This is a genomic window from Acinetobacter haemolyticus (genome assembly GCF_003323815.1).
Taxonomy (GTDB): Bacteria; Pseudomonadota; Gammaproteobacteria; order Pseudomonadales; family Moraxellaceae; genus Acinetobacter; species Acinetobacter haemolyticus.
Map to the genome: position 1 here is coordinate 2,284,288 of NZ_CP030880.1, position 19,467 is coordinate 2,303,754.

The 19,467-nt window shown below is 40.0% G+C and carries 14 protein-coding genes and 1 tRNA gene; 4 read left to right on the forward strand and 11 right to left on the reverse strand.

The features are described from left to right. Window positions 1–33: 33 nt before the first annotated feature. The 4 genes from DS737_RS10480 to hemE form a co-directional block, all read right to left on the reverse strand. Window positions 34–1,914 (reverse strand): Lnb N-terminal periplasmic domain-containing protein, encoded by a 1,881-nt coding sequence (locus DS737_RS10480; RefSeq protein WP_113997479.1) that lies wholly within the window; start codon window positions 1,912–1,914, stop codon window positions 34–36. Between the two features lie 82 nt (window positions 1,915–1,996). After that, entirely contained in the window at window positions 1,997–2,467 is a 471-nt protein-coding gene (locus DS737_RS10485; protein ID WP_004638449.1) for a DUF3015 family protein, read from the reverse strand. 189 nt (window positions 2,468–2,656) lie between these two features. Further along, a complete protein-coding gene (locus DS737_RS10490; protein ID WP_017394509.1) occupies window positions 2,657–3,421 on the reverse strand; it encodes a DUF817 family protein in 765 nt (254 codons plus the stop codon). A gap of 85 nt (window positions 3,422–3,506) precedes the next feature. Beyond that, the gene (gene hemE, locus DS737_RS10495; RefSeq protein WP_004638447.1) at window positions 3,507–4,580 is read right to left on the reverse strand and encodes a uroporphyrinogen decarboxylase; all 1,074 of its coding nucleotides are present in this window, start codon (window positions 4,578–4,580) and stop codon (window positions 3,507–3,509) included. A 197-nt stretch (window positions 4,581–4,777) separates the two neighbouring features. Between hemE and DS737_RS10500 the strand changes: the two genes are divergently transcribed. After that, window positions 4,778–6,016 (forward strand): L,D-transpeptidase family protein, encoded by a 1,239-nt coding sequence (locus DS737_RS10500; RefSeq protein ID WP_113997480.1) that lies wholly within the window; start codon window positions 4,778–4,780, stop codon window positions 6,014–6,016. 56 nt (window positions 6,017–6,072) lie between these two features. Here the strand turns inward: DS737_RS10500 and DS737_RS10505 are convergent, their stop codons facing one another. Further along, window positions 6,073–7,350, reverse strand: a complete 1,278-nt coding sequence (locus DS737_RS10505) for a GGDEF domain-containing protein (protein ID WP_005081993.1) — start codon at window positions 7,348–7,350, stop codon at window positions 6,073–6,075. Between the two features lie 162 nt (window positions 7,351–7,512). On the opposite strand from DS737_RS10505, the gene pyrC reads away from it, so the two are divergent. The 3 genes from pyrC to DS737_RS10520 all read left to right on the forward strand — a co-directional run bounded on the left by pyrC (window position 7,513) and on the right by DS737_RS10520 (window position 9,289). After that, on the forward strand, window positions 7,513–8,547 hold the full coding sequence (pyrC, locus tag DS737_RS10510) for a dihydroorotase (RefSeq protein WP_004638444.1): 1,035 nt from the start codon (window positions 7,513–7,515) through the stop codon (window positions 8,545–8,547). Then, a complete protein-coding gene (rnt, locus tag DS737_RS10515) occupies window positions 8,532–9,194 on the forward strand; it encodes a ribonuclease T (RefSeq protein WP_004638443.1) in 663 nt (220 codons plus the stop codon). Before pyrC ends, rnt begins: the two co-directional genes overlap by 16 nt. A gap of 19 nt (window positions 9,195–9,213) precedes the next feature. After that, window positions 9,214–9,289, forward strand: a tRNA-Glu gene (locus DS737_RS10520). An 83-nt stretch (window positions 9,290–9,372) separates the two neighbouring features. On the opposite strand, the gene DS737_RS10525 is transcribed toward DS737_RS10520, so the two are convergent. From DS737_RS10525 to DS737_RS10550, 6 genes are all read right to left on the reverse strand, one after another. Next, window positions 9,373–10,617: an NADH:flavin oxidoreductase/NADH oxidase family protein gene (locus DS737_RS10525; RefSeq protein WP_113997988.1), complete on the reverse strand. Its 1,245-nt coding sequence runs from the start codon at window positions 10,615–10,617 to the stop codon at window positions 9,373–9,375. A 114-nt stretch (window positions 10,618–10,731) separates the two neighbouring features. After that, entirely contained in the window at window positions 10,732–12,324 is a 1,593-nt protein-coding gene (locus DS737_RS10530; RefSeq protein ID WP_113997481.1) for an ABC transporter ATP-binding protein, read from the reverse strand. Continuing rightward, window positions 12,302–13,312: an ABC transporter permease gene (locus tag DS737_RS10535; RefSeq protein ID WP_113997482.1), complete on the reverse strand. Its 1,011-nt coding sequence runs from the start codon at window positions 13,310–13,312 to the stop codon at window positions 12,302–12,304. The genes DS737_RS10530 and DS737_RS10535 overlap by 23 nt, the downstream gene beginning before the upstream one ends. Beyond that, a complete protein-coding gene (locus tag DS737_RS10540; RefSeq protein ID WP_004638439.1) occupies window positions 13,312–14,379 on the reverse strand; it encodes a microcin C ABC transporter permease YejB in 1,068 nt (355 codons plus the stop codon). The genes DS737_RS10535 and DS737_RS10540 overlap by 1 nt, the downstream gene beginning before the upstream one ends. A gap of 27 nt (window positions 14,380–14,406) precedes the next feature. After that, on the reverse strand, window positions 14,407–16,251 hold the full coding sequence (locus DS737_RS10545; protein ID WP_113997483.1) for an extracellular solute-binding protein: 1,845 nt from the start codon (window positions 16,249–16,251) through the stop codon (window positions 14,407–14,409). Window positions 16,252–16,259: 8 nt separating this feature from the next. Beyond that, window positions 16,260–19,322 carry a lytic transglycosylase gene (locus DS737_RS10550; protein ID WP_113997484.1) on the reverse strand — a complete coding sequence of 1,021 codons (3,063 nt, stop codon included), beginning with the start codon at window positions 19,320–19,322 and terminating at the stop codon, window positions 16,260–16,262. Window positions 19,323–19,467 lie beyond the last annotated feature (145 nt).

Sequence of the window (19,467 nt, forward strand, 5' to 3'; positions counted from 1 at the left end):
GTCCCTAAGGATCACACTTCAACAATTATCTTTTTAAAAGAAACGAATAAAAGCCAAACCCAATTTATTCCAGTCTTTATGATCTTGTTGTTCATATTTCCAATTTAAGCGGACGGCGTTATTGGCATTTAAACTGTACTGAACTTGCGTTCCTACCCTCAGTCCCCATTGATTTTGATCTTCCCAGTACGGTAGCTCGACTTGCAATAGGCTATTGACTTGATTGGTCCACTGATTCATACACCCAAGTGTTGGGCCAGCCCCTATCCGCCAACCTTTTTCAAGTGCTCTGCCACCTTGTAAATGTCCTTGTACTTGTGCATAACACAAATGTTTACGATCATCATCCGCTAAACTGTAGCCCACTTGCATATTTAAATTCATGACACCATGTTGGGATTGATCTGTAAAATCACCTTGCTCAATCGCCTCTTGTTTCCAACCTAAGTTAAACCCCCAAGTTAAAGGCGCTTTAAAGGGTTGAATTGGATTATATGAATTAACAGCGAGCAAATCTAAATGCTCAAGTTTAAGTTTATCCTCTCGATATTGCAGCGCACCATTTAGAAAAAGTAATTGAGTTCCTAAACGATAACCACCCGATGGATCAATTAAGTCGTGATAAGCTTGACGATGACCGAGCTCAATAAAGGTTTTGCCCTGCACCTCTCCAACGTTCACAGAAATATTTCGAGCATGATGTCCTTCAACAGGCTGGATCGAAGGTCTTTGTGGTTCTTGACGTTGTTTATCTATCTGAATCTGACTACGCTTTGCGAGTAACTGGCGCAAATGTATAGATGCAAAATCAGCATCGGCTTTATGACTAATATATTTTAGATATAAATCATCATAAGCCATTTCAAGAATTTTGGCTTGATCGCGCATTTCATAAGGTTGCAAAATTTCAGACACTTGCTCTATCGGTGTGAATGCAACTTTGTGAGCAACTTTTGCCAAACTGTTTCCATGTTGTTTTGCTTGAGATAGTAACTGTGTTTCTAATGCTGGACGATAAACAACTTCTTTTACTAATTTCTGCTGATCGACCGCTTTAAGTGTCTCAATTGGAATCGCTGCATAATTAAATTGAGCCTTTAGATTGAGATTTGGACGAACTAAATCAATTAACCCGAGTAAACGATATGCACAGTTATCACTCACAAAATAGTAAGGGAAACTTACATGTTGCATTTCCCAAATATGCTCAACTAAGAATCGTGTTTCTTCTGGAGTCAAATTGAGCTCATATTCCCATAAATCACGACTTTCAAAATCACCATATTCTTTTACTTTACGGTAATATGGCATCAAAGAATATTCGCCGGGATATTGACCAGTTAGACCCTTCCATGCATAAGACCAATTGTCTTGATTATTTACCGTTGCTGCATAATTAATTGCATAAGAGACTAAGTTTAATTGTTGTTGATCTTTGGGATCTAAACGCAATAAGGTGTGTCCAAACATAGAGCTCGGATTCCCCATAAAATCAGTTGCATAGATCAAGGTTGCTTTATGAGGATTAATTTGATTGATCCATTCATCGAATTCAGGACAATTCACCGCTGGAAGCTGTTTTAAGTCGATGTTTAACTGTTGCATCAACCAACGACTTCGTGCAGGAAATTTACAACGAATCGATTGATTATCATTAGATGCAATAAATAAGGCTTGAATATCTGCTTTTAATTCATTGAGTAAATTTGTCTGCCCATCATTGGCATAAAAATATCCTGTATATGTGACTTCGCTTTTTTTGGCCTGCTCAGCATACATTAAACGCTGCCACGTAATATGTTGGTCTAATTTTTTCTGTTCAGCAAGTTGCTGGTAATTATTGATATTTGGCTCAATCGCGGCATGTGCAATATGAGATAAAAAAACAGTAATCGCAAAAGTTAAAAATTTCATTCAGCAACAAATATTTTAAATATAATTCAGATTAGGTATAAGAAAACCCTGTCACAGGGACAGGGTTTTTAAATGCGATAGATTAAACGTAAGCTTTTAATACATCATCATTTGACATTACGTTTTGTAAAGAATCCAAAACTTGGAGTGTGTTTTGGTTTTTGCTTGAATAAATCTCAGCAAAGTTTGCTTTAGAAACTGCAAAGAAACGTGCTTTGTCTTCAGATTTAATTTGCATAAGTTCAGCAAGGACATTTAAGCTTTCGCCTTGACCAACTGCCATATCACGCGCCAAAGATTCAGAGTTTTCATTGGTGAACTGAACCACTTGTGCAGTCACTGTTCCACCTTGACGGCAGCCCAATGTACCAAAAGTAATACCGAGTAATTGGTTAGTAAAAATACCGTTGGTCGTTGCAGCAAGAATTTTAGGACCCACACCTTTTTTACCTGCCCATACTTGTGTACCAACACCACAACCTACATCATTATCAGCCATTGCGACAGTTGAACCAGCAGCGAGTAATGCAGCTAATGCAATTTTTTTTAACATCGGAAAAGTCTCCAGTATCAATTATTCTTTAGTATTTGTTATTACTAATGTGCTGTGACATCTCACAGACACAGATTAAAATAGCGAGGTTCAGGTTTTTTAGCAAATAAAATTTTTAATATTACTGAAATATTAATAAATCACCGTTTGAATATCTATATTATCCATTATACAAACTGAAAAAATGTATTAATGTAATTTCCAAACTCCTTTTCGATCACGAACACCTAATATTTTAAGTACAAGTACTAAACTCAATAACAATAATAGATACCAAGAGCCTAATTTACCCCATCCAACCATATGCCAAGCATCGACTTGACTTGGATATAGCCAAATTTTGTAAAAGGTACTGATATTTTCAGCAACCCAAATGATAAATGCGAGCAATAATAAAATTGGCAACATCGGGACATTGAAACGGTGTTGCTTTAGTTGGAAATATATTTTCGTTTTCCAAAAAATCATCACACTCCAAATAAACAGCCCTATACGAATATCTGGAATGAAAAATTTTGTCATAAAGTTGAGATAAGACAATACTGCCAATAACAACATATTGCTAAAAGTGGGCAGGTTTTCAAAAGAAACTTGATAAAGTCGCAAAGAACGTGCAAAGAAACTTCCCACGGCTGAATACATAAAGCCAGCAAATAAAGGGACTGTCAGTAATTTAAATACTGCAGGCTGTGGATACTGCCAAGAAGCAATTGCAGGGTGCGTAAGAAATATTTCCATCCCCATTGCAAGGATATGGAATAAAGCAATCACTTTTGCTTCAGCCCATGATTCCAACTTTAAATAGATCAAACAAACTTGGATAATCAATGCATAAAATAACAAATAGTCATAACGAAAAAAGCCATAATATTCATGGCTTCCCATCGGTGCTGTGACTGCGAAAGCAATTAAAAGCAATATACCAAATAAGGCAGCAGAAGCTGCCTTAGTCATGAAATCGAGTGAGATTAAAAATAACGGCACAAAATAAACCTTTCAAAAATGATTAGGATTTGATGGCATTTCAGCCTCTAATCATTTAACCCAAATATTTCGCACTGTATTCATGCACTGTATCAACAAAAATCTTGGGTTGAGCAGGATCAACCCACTGTGTGATTCCATGACCTAGATTTGCAATATAGCCTGTCTTTTCACCATTTTGATATGCATCATCAAGCATCGCTTTAACAGATTTCTCAATAGAAGCAGCAGAACCATAAAGTACAGCTGGATCTAAGTTCCCTTGTAGCGCAGCACGACCAGCAACTACATCACGTGCCGTATATAACGGTGTTGTCCAATCAAGACCAAAAGCATCCGCACCCGTCGTCAACATGGTTTCTAACCACTGCCCACCACCTTTGGTGAAAACTATAATCGGGATACGCTTTCCGTCTTTTTCACGTTGAAGCCCAGCAATAATCTTGGTCATATAATTCAATGAAAATTCAACATACTCACGATGCGCAAGTGCGCCACCCCAACTATCAAAAATTTGGATTGCCTGAGCACCCGCATCAATTTGTGCATTTAAATAATCAATGACTGAATCTGCAAGGTGATCAAGCAATGCATGTAGCACTTCAGGTTGTGCGTACATCATTTGCTTGGTAAAACGAAATTCTTTACTCGATCCACCTTCAATCATGTAGGTTGCCAAAGTCCATGGACTACCAGAAAAACCAATCAATGGCACTTGTCCATTTAAAGCAGATCGAATTGTTGAAACAGCATTCATTACATAAGCAAGATCAGACTTTGCATTTAATTTAGGTAAATTCGCGACATCTTGTTCAGTACGCACTGTTTTATGAAACTTCGGACCTTCACCTGTTTCAAAATATAAGCCTAAACCCAAAGCATCTGGTACAGTTAAAATATCTGAAAATAAAATTGCAGCATCAAGTGCATAACGGCGTAAAGGCTGTAATGTCACTTCACAAGCAAAATCCGTATTTTTACATAAAGAAAGAAAATCCCCTGCCTCTGCACGAGTTTCTCGATATTCTGGCAAATAACGCCCTGCTTGACGCATCATCCATACTGGCGTGGTGTCTACAGGTTCACGTAGCAAAGCTCGTAAGAAACGATCATTTTTCAACGTTGTCATTACCAATCTCTATAATCTTTCATGTGGAAAGCATCATAACAAAAATCACCTAAGATATATAACCACGTATACCGTTGATCCATTTTGATGACGAAAAAATTGTCTGGTCACAAAATTGCTACTGCAAGCTTGAGTATTTTCTGTAATACTTGCAAAGTCTTATATCTCAATATGAATAATTCTTAAGGTTGAATTACATGTTTGTTCGCTCATTACTCGCTATGAGTTTAAGTTGTATTCTTGCTAATGTTGCTTTTGCTGCGCCAACAACTGAGCAACCATTAAAACCGCAAAAAATTTCCGCAGTCCAAGATCCGATTGATCCTTTGGCAATTGATTATACCGCATCAAGCAGTAGTGCTGTTTCTTCTGCTGCATCTGAGCCACAGCTTAGCCCAAATCCAGCAGCCAATGTTGCTCAAACAATAGAAAACACGCCTGAAGTACCTGTAACAGCTGCACCAGCACGCGAAGCTACGCTAGACACAGCGACAACAGCGACTAAAACACCATCTCAAGCGCCTGAAGTTCCTGCATCTTGGACTATGGATGCAATTAATTCGGCTGAATGGTATGAAGACATGCCTAGACGCCAGTTACCTGTGTATGCGCGTGCTCATGTTATGTTGAATAACGCACATGCTTCACCAGGTGCAATCGATGGTTCGAATGGTCAAAACACGTTAAAAGCAATTGCATCATTTCAACAGATGAATGGTTTAACACCTACAGGACAACTCACCAAAGAAACGTGGGATGCCTTAGTAGCGAAACAAACTAAACCTGCTTATATTGAATATACAATTACAGAAGCGGACCTCAAAGGTCCCTATGCTGAATCAATTCCAACAGACTATGCCTTACAAGCAAAAATGAAAGGATTGTATTACACCCGCGTAACTGAAATGTTAGGTGAAAAGTTCCATATGGATGAGCGTTTTCTAAGACAGCTTAATCCTAGAGCAAACTTTAACAAGGTGGGTGAAAAAATTGTTGTAGCCAATGTCCGTAATGATTTACCTGAAGATATTCATTTAATCGTTGCACACAAAGGTGCAAAACAACTGTATTTATTTAACAGTCGCAATCAAATGATCGCTTCGTTTCCTGCAACAATTGGCAGTACAAGCACGCCTTCTCCAACAGGTACTTACAAAGTAACTGGTGTTGCTAAAAACCCATGGTATAGTTACTCACCATCTAACTTTGTCCAAGGTAAAAACCTTAAACCATTGTCACTGCCACCGGGTCCAAATGGCCCTGTAGGTAACATTTGGATTGGTCTGAGCAAAAAATCATTCGGCATCCACGGTACTCCAAACCCATCAATGATCTCTAAAAATGCTTCACATGGTTGTATTCGTCTAACCAACTGGGACGCAAATGATCTTGGTAATAAAGTACGTGCTGGTGTAACAGTTCGCTTCTTAGAATAATTTGTATCATCCCAAAATATTAAAAAAACCGAATATCAACACTGATATTCGGTTTTTTATTTTTGTAGATGCTCTTGAAGATTAGGTAAAGGCTGATAATAAATCTGATTACGTCCCAATTGCTTTGCTCTATAGAGTGCTTTATCTGCCGTATCAATGAGCAGCTCTTGGCTAATCGCTCGATTACCGTTGAATACGGTGATACCTAAACTGATCGTCACATGATTAGATACCAAGGACTTTGCATGTGGAATCATCAACCGATCAATTGCACGATAAATATTTGTAGCTACAGCATATGCACCTTGTGCAGGTGTTTCAGGTAAAAGTACCACAAACTCCTCCCCACCATAACGTGCAATAAAATCCATATGTCGAATGGAACCTTTGATTGTCTTAGCAATCTCAGAGATCGCATGATCGCCCATTTGATGTCCATAAAAATCGTTATAGTTTTTAAAATAATCAATATCAATAAATAACACAGCCAGTGGTTTTTGTTCTTGGCATGCTAAGTCATAATAATATGTACACATCTCTTCAAAAGTACGGCGATTGGAAACATTGGTTAGATCGTCATGTTGGCTTAAATGTAAAAGTTCTGAAGCCTGCAAGCGTAATATTTTCTCATCAATCTCAGAAATTTTTGATTTTATAAAAATCCGACGCTCTTTCGAAGTCAACATCACGCTAATCGAAAACCCCAACAAAATACTGCCAATAAAGGTTCGACCAATCATCAATAAATCATAAGAAACATCAAATAAATAGAGGAAAAATAGAATAACGATTGCCGCACAAGTTCCTATGATCAGCATATGTAATGGTTTAATACCGCTAAGAATAAAACCAAGCATATACAGAAAAGCAATCAACACCATTGCCTGATTTTGAAGTACGACATTGGATACACTCATCATCAAAATAGATGTAAAAACAATTGTACAAAAAACCAGTGTGCAGACTGCTGGATAAAATAGGCGGCTAAACTTTCTGAATCGAGCGAATGCCCAAAATAGAAATAAAGCCAAACCAACGACAATCAAACTGAGTATGCTATATACAAAGTCTGAGAGAAAATCTTCAGTGCCTTGGATGACGATATAGTTAGACGGTAAAATCAGCAGAACAAAAATCGTATAAGTAATTACGCCCTGACCAAAAAACTGAATGGCGTTGATACGTGTCCGCTCAAGATTAAACTTCCAAAAATCATGTTCTAATTTTGGAGGTAAAGCATGATGTGTCCGTCCTGATTTAAAATGCTGAGCAACAAGCTGTTCAAGTGCTTCTTTGGACCTCCTTAACTGCTCAAGATCATATTGATTTTCCATCCTTTTTACTCTTCTTATAATTCGGCATCCTTATGCCGCATAAAAATAACACAAATTCTCATTTTGTCATGAACTTTACTTAACCACTTATCCGTAATTGTAGTTACCATTTTCACACTTTATGCATTATTATTTGTATTATTTTTAAGTTTGAAGTGCACCTTGAATACACTTACTCTTTTACAACCCGATGATTGGCACGCACACCTGCGTGATGGTTTAGCTTTAAAACGTACAGTTCCTGATTTAGCAAAACAATTTGCCCGCGTAATTTGTATGCCAAATTTGGTTCCACCTGTCAAAACTGTGGATGAAGCTTTAGCGTATCGTGAGCGTATTCTTGCCCATGTTCCAGAAGGCCTTCATTTTGATCCACGTATGGTGCTGTATTTTACTGATCACACCTCTCCTGATGAAGTTCGAAAAATCAAAGCATCTGATCATGTCAATGCCATCAAACTTTATCCTGCTGGGGCAACAACAAACTCCGATAGTGGTGTAAGTGACATTCGCAAAGTTTATGCGGTGATTGAACAACTTGAAGAACATCAAGTTCCATTGTTATTACATGGTGAAGTAACTCACAACCATGTTGATATCTTTGATCGTGAAAAAAGATTTTTAGACGAAATTCTCTCACCACTACTTAAACAATTTCCAAAACTTAAAATCGTACTTGAACATATCACAACCAGCGATGCAGCAAATTTTGTTCTTGAACAAGATCGTAATGTTGCCGCAACGATTACTCCCCAACATCTATTGTTTAACCGTAATGATATGTTGGTAGGAGGCGTGAAACCGCATTTTTATTGCTTACCAATTTTAAAACGTCAAACACACCAAACAACTTTATTGGAAGTGGCAACGAGCGGCAGTCCGAAATTCTTCTTAGGTACAGATAGTGCACCACATGCACAAAATGCTAAAGAGAATGCATGTGGCTGTGCAGGTTGCTATAGCGCACCAAATGCGATTGAACTATATGCTCAAGCTTTTGATCAAGTAGGCAAGTTAGAACGTTTAGAAGGTTTCGCCAGCATATTCGGTGCTGACTTCTACGGTTTACCACGTAATACGTCAACCATTACCTTGGTCAAAGAAGAACATACCGTCGCTGAGTCTTTTGATTACCTAGAAGACCAAAAAATTATTCCACTTCATGCAGGCAAAACACTGCAATGGAGAAAAGTGTGACAGAAGAAAACAAAGCTCCCGTAATTGGTCAGCGTTTTCGTGGTTTTTTACCTGTTGTTGTTGATGTAGAAACAGCAGGTTTCAACTGCCAAACTGATGCCCTACTTGAAATCGCCTGTATTCCAATTGTCTATGATGAACATGGACAATTTGTACCGGGTCCCTCATTTCAGGCGCATATCAACCCTTTTGAAGGGGCTAATCTAGACCGTCGCTCACTCGACTTTATTGGTATTGACCCATTTAACCCTATGCGCGTTGCAATGGCTGAAGATGAACGTTCAGCATTACGCCGTATTTTCAAATCACTCAATGAAATACGAAAAGCGCAACATTGCACACATGCGGTATTGGTTGGTCATAATGCTCACTTTGATCTTGGTTTCCTACAAGCCGCGATTGCGCGTTCTGGCACTAAAAATCAGAATCCATTTCATAGCTTTTCAGTCTTTGATACGGTGACACTGAGTGCGGTCATGTTTGGTCAAACAGTTTTAGCAAGAGCATGTATCCAAGCCGGTATTGAGTTTGATGGTAAAGAAGCACACTCTGCTTTGTACGATACTCAAAAGACGGCTGAACTGTTTTGCTATATTTTGAACAAACTGTCTCCTCACCTTCTTGACAGTTTGGTGACAGAACCCTAATATACACCCACCTCAAGAAGTCCCTATCGTCTAGAGGCCTAGGACATCGCCCTTTCACGGCGGTAACCGGGGTTCGAATCCCCGTAGGGACGCCAAATTCAAAAAAGCCACTGCATCATACCGACAGTGGCTTTTTTATTTATAAAAAATTAAAAAGGACTCCGAAGAGTCCCAAATACTATGCTGATTTTCGAGAGTTTACGCGTCCTTTGACCACCGCTTTAATATTTCCTTTTGCATAATTCAAAAATACCAACAATGGTGATAATTTAGGATTTGGTTTTTTGCCCTGTCCGATCGCTTTGAACTGTGCTGCATACCAAATGATTTCCATAATTGCCATTTTGTCGACAAAAGGAATACCTGTTTTAATTTGATTTACGGCGTAGCGCACGTCACGCCCTGCGATCAAACGATCTGTTAAATCTGTTTCAACGGCCAATGGACGAGCAATACCAATAAATTCGCATGCACCGCTTTCAAGCGCGGCGTTCATCCCTTCCACGGTGCGGAAACCACCTGTAACCATCAACTTACAAGACACGTGCTGACGTATTTTCTCAGCAAACTCCAAGAAATAAGCTTCACGAGCAATCGTGCTTGCTTTACGTTTCTCTGCTTTCGCACCTGCCATCGCTGGTGCTTCATAAGTACCACCTGAAATTTCAATGATATCAATGCCAGCAGCATCAATAGACTTAAATACATTGATCACATCTTCTTCGGTGATTCCTCCACGCTGGAAATCGGCAGAGTTGAGTTTTACAGAAATAATAAAATCATCAGATGTCGCTGCACGAACAGCTTTATAAATCTCTAACAAGAAACGCATACGATTCTCGATAGAACCACCCCACTCGTCAGTACGCTTGTTGGTCAGTGGTGATAAAAATTGACTGATCAAATAGCCATGAGCACCATGTAACTGCACGCCTTCAAAACCAGCTTTCTCACAGATTGCAGCAGCTGTTGCAAAGCGTTGAATAATATCTAAGATTTCGTCATGTCTGAGTTCACGAGGCGTACCAAACATTGTGGCTAACATTGGACTAAAAGGAACAGCTGAGGGCGCAACAGTTTCTTTGTTTAATCCCTTAGGACATTGACGACCTGGATGTGACAATTGGATCAATTGCACCATACCGTATTTTTTACCTACCGCAGCCCATTGCTGTAATTTAGCCAAATCGCGTTCGGTTTCAATAGCAACAACACCAGGTTCATTCTTTGCAGCAATGTTGACCATGACATTGCCCGTAATCGCACAACCCAAACCACCTTTTGCCCATGCCTCATACAAACCAATATGCAACTCATTCGGCTGTCCATCATGGTTGGCTAATGCTTCACTCATCGCCCCTTTGATGATGCGATTTTTAAATGTCGTATTACGAATCTTAATACTGTCTGCAATCTGACTCATGGTCATCCTCTGCTATCCCAATTAGGGCTTATACCCTAACTTCATCTAATTATTCATGTGGTCAAATAACCTTCCTATAATTTGACAATACCATATGTCAATTTAATTACAAGACTAGTACTGACTTGCGGCAATCAACTGACGGGTATATTCAGTTTGAGGTTGTGAAAAAAGTAGCTCAGTAGTTTGATATTCCAAAAGTTTTGCGTGTCTTAGCACCATCACCTTTTGGCAAATCGCTTTGATGACTTGTAAGTCATGACTGATAAAAATATAACTAATTTGCTCTTGTTGTTGCAGTCGTCTCAACAACTTTACAATCGCCCGCTGTGTCGTGCGATCCAATGCTGAAGTCGGCTCATCCAAGATCATCAATTTCGGCTGTAAAACTAGAGCGCGTGCCAAAGCAACGCGTTGCCGTTGCCCTCCAGAAAGCTCATGCGGATATCGACTTTTAAAGTCTATCGGCAATTCCACTTTTTCCAACGTCTTTTCAATCTGTTGATCTACCAGTGCTTGATCCAATACTTTCAGTGCCAATCCTTCACCAATAATCTGCCCGATCGTCATACGTGGGTTCAAACTGCTAAATGGATCTTGAAACACAATCTGAAAATCTGCTCGCAAAGGGCGCAATCTTTTTTCATTCAGTTGATTCAAATCCTGCCCCAAGAAAACAATCTTCCCATCACTTTCAATCAAACGGGTAATTGCTAAGGCCAAAGTCGATTTCCCTGATCCACTTTCCCCTACGACGCCTAGAGACTCTCCTTGCTCTAAGCTCAAACTCAATGGCTCAACTGCGGTAAAATAATCTTTTACGCGATTCAGCAGCCCTTGTTTAATTGGAAATCTTACGGCTAATTGTTCTAATTGAAGAATAACCTGTCCCTCTACATATGGGATGGCTTGGCCAAAATCATGATCCAATAAATGTTGTGTATAACTCGCTTGAGGTCGGGTAAAAATTTCCGTGATCGCACCCTGCTCTTCTACTTTTCCCTTATTCATGACAATGACATGATCTGCATAGCGCTTAACAAGATTCAAGTCGTGACTGATCAGAATCATTGCCATATTACGTTGTTGCTGTAACTGTTTAAGCAAGTTTAAAATCTGTGTTTGTAAAGTTACATCCAGTGCTGTTGTCGGCTCATCGGCGATCAGAATGTCTGGCTCAAGTGCCAATGCCATAGCAATCATCACGCGCTGTCTTTGCCCACCAGACAACTCATGGGGATAACGACGTAATTTTTGTTCAGGTTCGGGTATGCCCACATCATTTAATAAGGCAATGACCTTTTCTCTTACTTTTGTTTTTGGCCACCCCTGTAACAATAATGTTTCACCAATGATTTTCTCAACACGATGTAAAGGATTTAAAGCAGTCATTGGTTCTTGGAAAATCATGGCAATTTTTTGCCCACGAATTTGACGTAATGCGATTGAATCTAAAGCCAATAAGTCCTGATCGTTCAGATATGCTTGACCCTGAATATTTAAATGGCTCGGTAACAATCCGAGCAAGGCCAAACTGCTAACTGATTTCCCTGAACCACTCTCACCAACGATTGCGACTGTTTCACCCGCAGCTAAATCGAAACTCAATTGATCCACTAAAACTTGGCCTGTCTCTGTCGTAACAGTTAATTGTTTAACACTGAGTACATGATCTTTTTTTAAATCATTGTCTTGGATCGAATGCATCACGTGTTGCCTCCCCAATATAAATCAATAATGACAACACAATTGCGAGTGTAAAAAAACCCGACAATGCCAACCAAGGTGCATTTAAATTATTTTTCCCTTGTAGTAATAACTCACCAAGTGAAGCTGCATCTGGTGGTAAACCATAACCTAAAAAATCCAGTGCAGTTAATGCTGTAATATTCGCTGTCAACATAAATGGTAATTGCGACAGGCTTGAACTCATGGCATTCGGTAAAATATGTCGAAAAATAATTGTACGATCCCTAACGCCCAATGCTCGAGCAGCACGCACATAATCAAAATTTCGCGCGCGTAAAAACTCTGCACGAACTAACCCAACCAAAGCTGTCCAGCCGAATAACAGCATAATCAGAAACAGCCAATATACATTGGGTGTAAACATACTCACGAGGATCATCACCATAAATAACATTGGCAATCCACCCCATACCTCAAGAATACGCTGTCCAAGCAAGTCAACCCAACCACCATAATAGCCCTGAACCGCTCCCACAATGATGCCTAAAACTGCGGCACAAATTGTCAAGGCAAAACCAAATAACAACGACACCCTCAAACCATACAGCACTCGCGCCAACACATCGCGCCCTTGATCATCCGTACCCAACCAGTTTTGTGCTGTGGGTTTAGAAGGCACAGGAACGGTTAATTCCAAATTTGGGGTCTGATATGAAAATGGAACAATCGGTGAAATCATCCAGCCATGTGCAGAGATTAACTCACGTACAGCAGGGTCTTGATAATCCGTTGCAGTCTCAAACACACCACCATAAGTCGTTTCTGGATAGTCTTTGAAAACAGGGAAATAAAAGCTATCTTGATATTTCACCAATAACGGCTTGTCATTGGCAATAAACTCTGCGGCCAGAGATAATATAAAAATAATGGTAAAAAGAATAAAACATCGGAAACCCAATTTATTTTTTTTAAAACGCGTTAAACGGGTTTTCATCACTGGTGACATTATTTTACTCCTCGCGAATCAAAGTTAATTCGAGGATCAATCACTTGATACAACACATCACTAATCAAACGTAAAATTAAACCAAGCAAGGTAAACAAAAATAAAGTACCAAAAATCACAGGGTAATCACGCTGGACAATAGCCTCAAACCCCAATAGACCAAGCCCATCCAAGTTAAAAATAATCTCGATGAATAAATTACCCACGAAGAATATTCCAACCAATGCTTCAGGCAATCCTGCAATTACAATCAGCATGGCATTACGGAACACATGCCCATATAACACACGATTTTCAGTTAACCCTTTTGAACGTGCTGCCAGTACGTATTGCTTATTTAATTCTTCCATAAAGGAATATTTTGTAAGGTAGGTTAAACCTGCGAATCCACCTAATACGATACTCAATAGCGGCAAGCTCATGTGCCAGAAGTAATCTTTAATTTTATCGAGCATGCTCAGTTGAGCGAAGTTTTCAGATACCAGCCCTTGTAGTGGGAACCATTGAAAATAACTCCCACCCGCAAAGAATACAATGAGCAATACCGCAAAGACAAAAGATGGAACAGCATACCCCACTGCCAATAACAACGAGGTCGATTTATCAAAGATTAAGCCATGCTGTTTGGCCTTGCGTATGCCAAGAGGTATAGACACTAGATAAATTAACAGCGTACTCCATAAACCCAACGAAATCGTCACAGGCATTTTTTCATAGAGCAATTGAGTAACAGGTTTATCTTTAAAGAAACTTGTCCCAAAATCAAAAGAAAGATAGCCCTTAAGCATCAACCAGAAGCGTTCTGGTGCAGACTTATCAAAGCCATACTGAGCTTTAATCTGCTCAACCATTTCTGCACTTAAGCCACGCGCACCTTGATACTGTGTCTGAGAACTTTGTGCAGTTTCCCCTCCAGATAAACCCACTCCCTGAAAACTTTGTGCCTGTTGGATTGCTTGTTCGACAGGTCCACCGGGTGCAATTTGGATCACTGCAAAATTAATCAACAAAATAAAAAACAAAGTTGGAATAATCAGTAATAGCCGTTTTAATATATATGTTCTCATCAATCTTATCCCTATTATCCAGACTGATTATTTCCTACGTAAATATTGATCTACTTTCTTCGCTTTTTCAGCATCTACCCACCAGTAATCCAAACCAATAGATAATTTTGGTTTTTGCTTCGGTTGGTGGTACATATCCCAATATGCCAACCATATTTCAGGCTTTCCATAAGTTGGAATATGATAATAACCCGCCCGCAATAAACGATCTAATACCCGTGTATGCAGTATCACTTGTTCACGACTTTCAGCAGCAATAATTTTTTGGATTACTTGATCAATGGCAGGATTTTTAATACCTGCAAAATTATAATTCCCTTCTTCATCAGCCGCTTTACTTCCCCAAAACTGAGCTTGTTCTTTCCCTGGTGTAATGGTTTGCGGTAAACGCATCGTGGTCATATCAAAATCACCACGGCGCATTCTTTCTATATACTGTGGCACATCAACATGTCGAATATTTACCGTTATACCTAAACGCTTCAAATTGCGAACAAAAGGCATCAAAGTACGTTGTAAACCATCTTGATGAATTAGCAGTTCTATTTCAATGGGTTTACCCTGACGATCAAGTAAACGACCATTGCGAACCGAATACCCCGCATCTTGTAGGATTTGGCGAGCTGATAGTAGATTCTTCCGGTTGAAACCACTAGCATCTGATGCAGGAAATTTCCAATCAGCCAAAAAACCCTTTTGCATCAATGGGTTTAATTTTGATAAATAAGGATCAATGACCGAAAGCTCAGCAGATGATGGTCGCCCAACTGCGGCTAATTCACTATTTGCAAAATAACTCTGTAAACGTTGGTATTGTCCATAAAACAAAGCCTTATTTTGCCACTCAAAATCGTAGGCATAACTCAAAGCTTTACGCAAATAGATATCATCTAAGGGTTTTCGCCTTGTATTAAATACAAAGCTCTGAAAATCTAGAGGCTTGGCTAAATTTGCATTATATTTTTTGATAAGTCCCGCTTGGACAGCAGGAAATTTATATTCGGTCACCCAGCGACGAGACGTATTCTCTTCATGCAGCGTGAATTGTCCAGATTTAAACCCCTCAAAGGTTATATCTAAATTACGATAGTACACATATCTAAGGCGATCAAAATTATAACGTCCACGATTGACAGGAAGGTCTTTACCCCAATAATTTGGATTTCGTTTATAGGTGATACTCCGCCCAGCATCAATCCGATCAATCAAATAAGGACCTGACCCTAAAATTGGTTGCATCGTTACACGGGTAAAATCTTTATTCTGCCAGTCTTTTTTAGAGTAAATCGGTAAACTTGCCACGATGAGCGGCATTTCTGCATTATCATCAGATCGAAAGGTAAATTTGACTTGATGCTTAGATAAAACTTCTGTCTTTTCCAAATCAGACAAATACATCTTTAGTCCAGGATTGGCTTTTTGCTGATAGGTATCAAAAGTAAATTTAACATCTTCAGCAGTCAGCACATCACCGTTACTAAACCGAGCCTTAGGATTCAGATAGAAAATAACAAATTTAGGCTTATGTGGATCGTAGGTTGCCTTTTCTGCCAGCAATGGATACATGACATTCGGTTCGTCTAACGAAGAATCCATCAAGGTATCAAACAGATAATTGACTCCATCCGTTGAACTGCCTTTGCCATTCATACTGTTCAGGTTATCAAAGGTTCCATTACTTGATTGGCTTAAGATTCCGCCTTTAGGTGCATCAACATTTGCATAAGGCATCACTTTTAAATGGGTGTACTGAGGCGTTGCATGTACTGCCAAAAAAGGCGTCGTTTGTTGAGCAGCCAAACTAAATTGACTACCCAGCCCTAGACCAAATAAAAGGATGAGAGTTTGTGCTCTTCCATGAGACAAGTGCATATATATCCTTATAGATTTGGAACTTTAATCACGTCACCAATACGTAACTGTGTATTCGGAGCCAAGTCATTCATTTCAGCCAATGCTGTGGTTTGCATCCCATAGCGACTTGCCAACCCAATTAAAGTATCACCACGTTTAACACGATATTCAGTTACTGTTTTCGGGATCAAGATGGTTTGACCGCGCTGTAAACCTGTATTGGCACGCAGCTGGTTTAAGTCAGCAAGTTCACGGCCTGTCATTCCCAAACGGTTCGCAATACTATTTAAAGACTCACCTGCTTTCACGGTATATTGCTCAGTATTTGTATTGCGACTGCTTGTAGCAGCAGAATTATTTCTCGTTGGCTCCGCAGGTGCTGGCGCTTCAACACTTGCGACTTCACCTGTTAATTTCAGACGCTGTCCAATACGCACACCTGAAGTCGGTTTTAAACCATTCAAGTCAGCCAAGTAACTTACCTGTAAATTATATCGGCTGGCAATCGCATTCAAGCTATCTCCTGACTGAACCACATACTGATCTGGCACCGTTGAGCCAGCAGGAATCTTCAAACTTTGTCCAAGGCGAATACCACTATTGGCTTTTAAATTGTTTAACTCCGCCAACTCATTCAGTGTGATCTTTGATCGAGTAGCAATACTCGACAAGGTATCACCACGCTGCACCGTATAATTTTCTGTCTTGTAACTGGTTGATGCCGTAACATTTTCATGTTTTACAGTATTCTTGGTATTGGTTGTTTCTTCGGTTTGACTCACTTCTTGTAATGGGACATTGATTCGCTGTCCAACCATCAAGCTACTTGTTGCCGACAATCCTTCAGTCAAATCTGCCAGTTCTTGATTTGACAACGCATAACGATCTGCAATGAGTTTCAAATACTCACCACGTTTAACCGTATATGATTTAGTCGCAACTTTTTGTGAGGTCGCAGCTTTTGCTTCAGTTGCACGAGCAGTTTGCTGTGATGTACGGGGATTATTCTTTGGTTCTTTTAAAGTTAATCGTTGACCGACCAACAATCCATCCGTAATAGATAAATTATTATAGTCCGCCAACTGTTTGATCGTTAAATCAAAACGACTGGCTAAACTAGTGAGACTATCACCAGACTGTACCACATAACTTTCTGGTTTAGTTTCTGTCGCTTTTGTAGTCTCAGCTTGTGGCTTTGCATCATATAAATATAAGCTCGTACCCACAAATAAAGTACCAGCAGGATCAATTTGATTCCACTTTGCGATATCACGCCAGTTCACACTATTTTTTTGGGCAATAACAGCCAACGTGTCACCTGGTTGTACCACATAAGTACTGCGCTTACCTTTTGGTGCGACGACAACTACTTCTGTATCTGTACTAATATAAGGTTTGCCTTGGTTACGTTTTGCATCTTCGCTATTGGCAGTAACTTTATCTTCAACTAGATTTCTTGGATAAGCAAAGCCTTTGCTTACTTCTTGTCCTTTTTCATCTGCTACAGATTGGCTAGTCTGAATCGCTGTTAACTTAATTTTTCCATCAAACGGATCGACGATCTCCGTACCCTTTGGTGCAATTGCCTTGATTTCAGCAACGACCTGATCTTTTTCAGCTTGTGTGGCTTGCGGCTCTAAAACTTGAGTAACTGATTTCTGCTGGCCTTCGGCTTTCATGGCTGCAAGAATTTGCTCACGTTCTTTGCCCGAAATCGGTGGCTCGGTGCTTACTGGTTTTACATTGGCTGCTGGTGTAACCGCTACTGGAATACGTGGTGCGCTTGGAACATCTGCCGCTGCTGCAAAAGAAGCCAATGCATCAGACCCTCTTGGTGTAGAGATTCTAGTATTCGTCGTCGTTGAACTTGGACGAGTAGTGGTACTACTCGCCGTCATCGTTGGTGTTGTTTTTACTGTGGTGTTACTTGATGGTGCAGTCGTACTTGTCGTTGTACGAACTGTTGTACTTGTATTTGTTGAAGTATTCATCGCTGGTGGTGGCGTTTTACTCGCCCAGAAACCACCAGATGATTTATTTGAACGAAGTCGAGCATCAATAGATGGGCTTAAATCTGCTGGGATCAAAATACGCATCGGGCTCGTTGGGTCCATCACTTCACCACGATGTGCAGGGTTCAATGCATATAACTCAGCACGACTTAGACCCGTGATTGTAGAAATTTCACTCAATGCCATAGGTCCAGATAATGACACCTCACGAAAGTGTGGACGATTTGCAATTGGAGGCAATGACACCCCGTACGCACTTGGATTTTTAATAATTTGTGCAACTGCCAAGAAACGTGGCACATAGTTCATGGTTTCTTGTGGTAATTTTAATGACCAATAATCAGTCGGCAGACCTGCAGCACGATTTCGATTAATCGCTTGTTGTACACGACCAGGACCAGCGTTATAAGCAGCTAAAGCTAACTCCCAAGAACCAAACTGGTTGTATAAACTCCCAAGGAACTCGTAGGCAGCGCGTGTAGACTCCACCACATCACGGCGGCCATCATAAAGACTCGTTTGCTGTAAACCATAAATACGTCCCGTACTCGGGATAAACTGCCATAGACCTGCCGCAGCCGCACTACTTGTTGCCGCTGGATCATAAGAGCTTTCAATGACAGGTAACAAAGCTAATTCAGTTGGCATGCCACGACGTTCAGCTTCTTTAACAGTATGGTACAAATAGCGACTAGCACGTGCACTCAATCGATCCAAATACGGTTGTCGCGAAATAAACCAACCACGCTGAGCTTCAATACGCGAGTCCCAACGATTCAAATCCATTTTGAAACCCACAGTCATGCGCTTCCACACATCACCATGTTTCAACACGAGTAGACGATCACCTTCTACTGCACGCATATCTGTGGCAGATAACAGATCTTCAAGCGAGTCTAAGCTACTCGCATCTAAATAACCCGATCCAAGTTGCTTAGAAGATGAGGTTTTTGCAGAATGAGGTGTCGAAGAACAGCCCGTTGTAATTCCCAGCGCAGCTAAAGCAGAAGTGAGTACAGTGATTTTGAATAATGATGTTGCAGATGTACGCGACACCAATGTGCTCGATTTAGACATAAAATCTTCCAGTCAACTTACGCTAGTTTATTACTTTGATAGCCATTGTAGTAAAGCCTGCTACATAGACAAGGCAATAATTTAACGTGATTTGCATGGAAATGTTACAAGAAATTAAAAAACATGAGTTTTGTAACTCACAACA

What these genes read in the sequence shown, in the direction of transcription:
- DS737_RS10480 (WP_113997479.1), bottom strand. Translation starts at nt 1,914, where the DNA reads ATGAAATTTTTAACTTTTGCGATTACTGTTTTTTTATCTCATATTGCA.
- DS737_RS10485 (WP_004638449.1), bottom strand. Translation starts at nt 2,467, where the DNA reads ATGTTAAAAAAAATTGCATTAGCTGCATTACTCGCTGCTGGTTCAACT.
- DS737_RS10490 (WP_017394509.1), bottom strand. Translation starts at nt 3,421, where the DNA reads ATGACTAAGGCAGCTTCTGCTGCCTTATTTGGTATATTGCTTTTAATT.
- hemE (WP_004638447.1), bottom strand. Translation starts at nt 4,580, where the DNA reads ATGACAACGTTGAAAAATGATCGTTTCTTACGAGCTTTGCTACGTGAA.
- DS737_RS10500 (WP_113997480.1), top strand. Translation starts at nt 4,778, where the DNA reads ATGTTTGTTCGCTCATTACTCGCTATGAGTTTAAGTTGTATTCTTGCT.
- DS737_RS10505 (WP_005081993.1), bottom strand. Translation starts at nt 7,350, where the DNA reads ATGGAAAATCAATATGATCTTGAGCAGTTAAGGAGGTCCAAAGAAGCA.
- rnt (WP_004638443.1), top strand. Translation starts at nt 8,532, where the DNA reads ATGGAGAAAAGTGTGACAGAAGAAAACAAAGCTCCCGTAATTGGTCAG.
- DS737_RS10525 (WP_113997988.1), bottom strand. Translation starts at nt 10,617, where the DNA reads ATGAGTCAGATTGCAGACAGTATTAAGATTCGTAATACGACATTTAAA.
- DS737_RS10530 (WP_113997481.1), bottom strand. Translation starts at nt 12,324, where the DNA reads ATGCATTCGATCCAAGACAATGATTTAAAAAAAGATCATGTACTCAGT.
- DS737_RS10535 (WP_113997482.1), bottom strand. Translation starts at nt 13,312, where the DNA reads ATGTCACCAGTGATGAAAACCCGTTTAACGCGTTTTAAAAAAAATAAA.
- DS737_RS10540 (WP_004638439.1), bottom strand. Translation starts at nt 14,379, where the DNA reads ATGAGAACATATATATTAAAACGGCTATTACTGATTATTCCAACTTTG.
- DS737_RS10545 (WP_113997483.1), bottom strand. Translation starts at nt 16,251, where the DNA reads ATGCACTTGTCTCATGGAAGAGCACAAACTCTCATCCTTTTATTTGGT.
- DS737_RS10550 (WP_113997484.1), bottom strand. Translation starts at nt 19,322, where the DNA reads ATGTCTAAATCGAGCACATTGGTGTCGCGTACATCTGCAACATCATTA.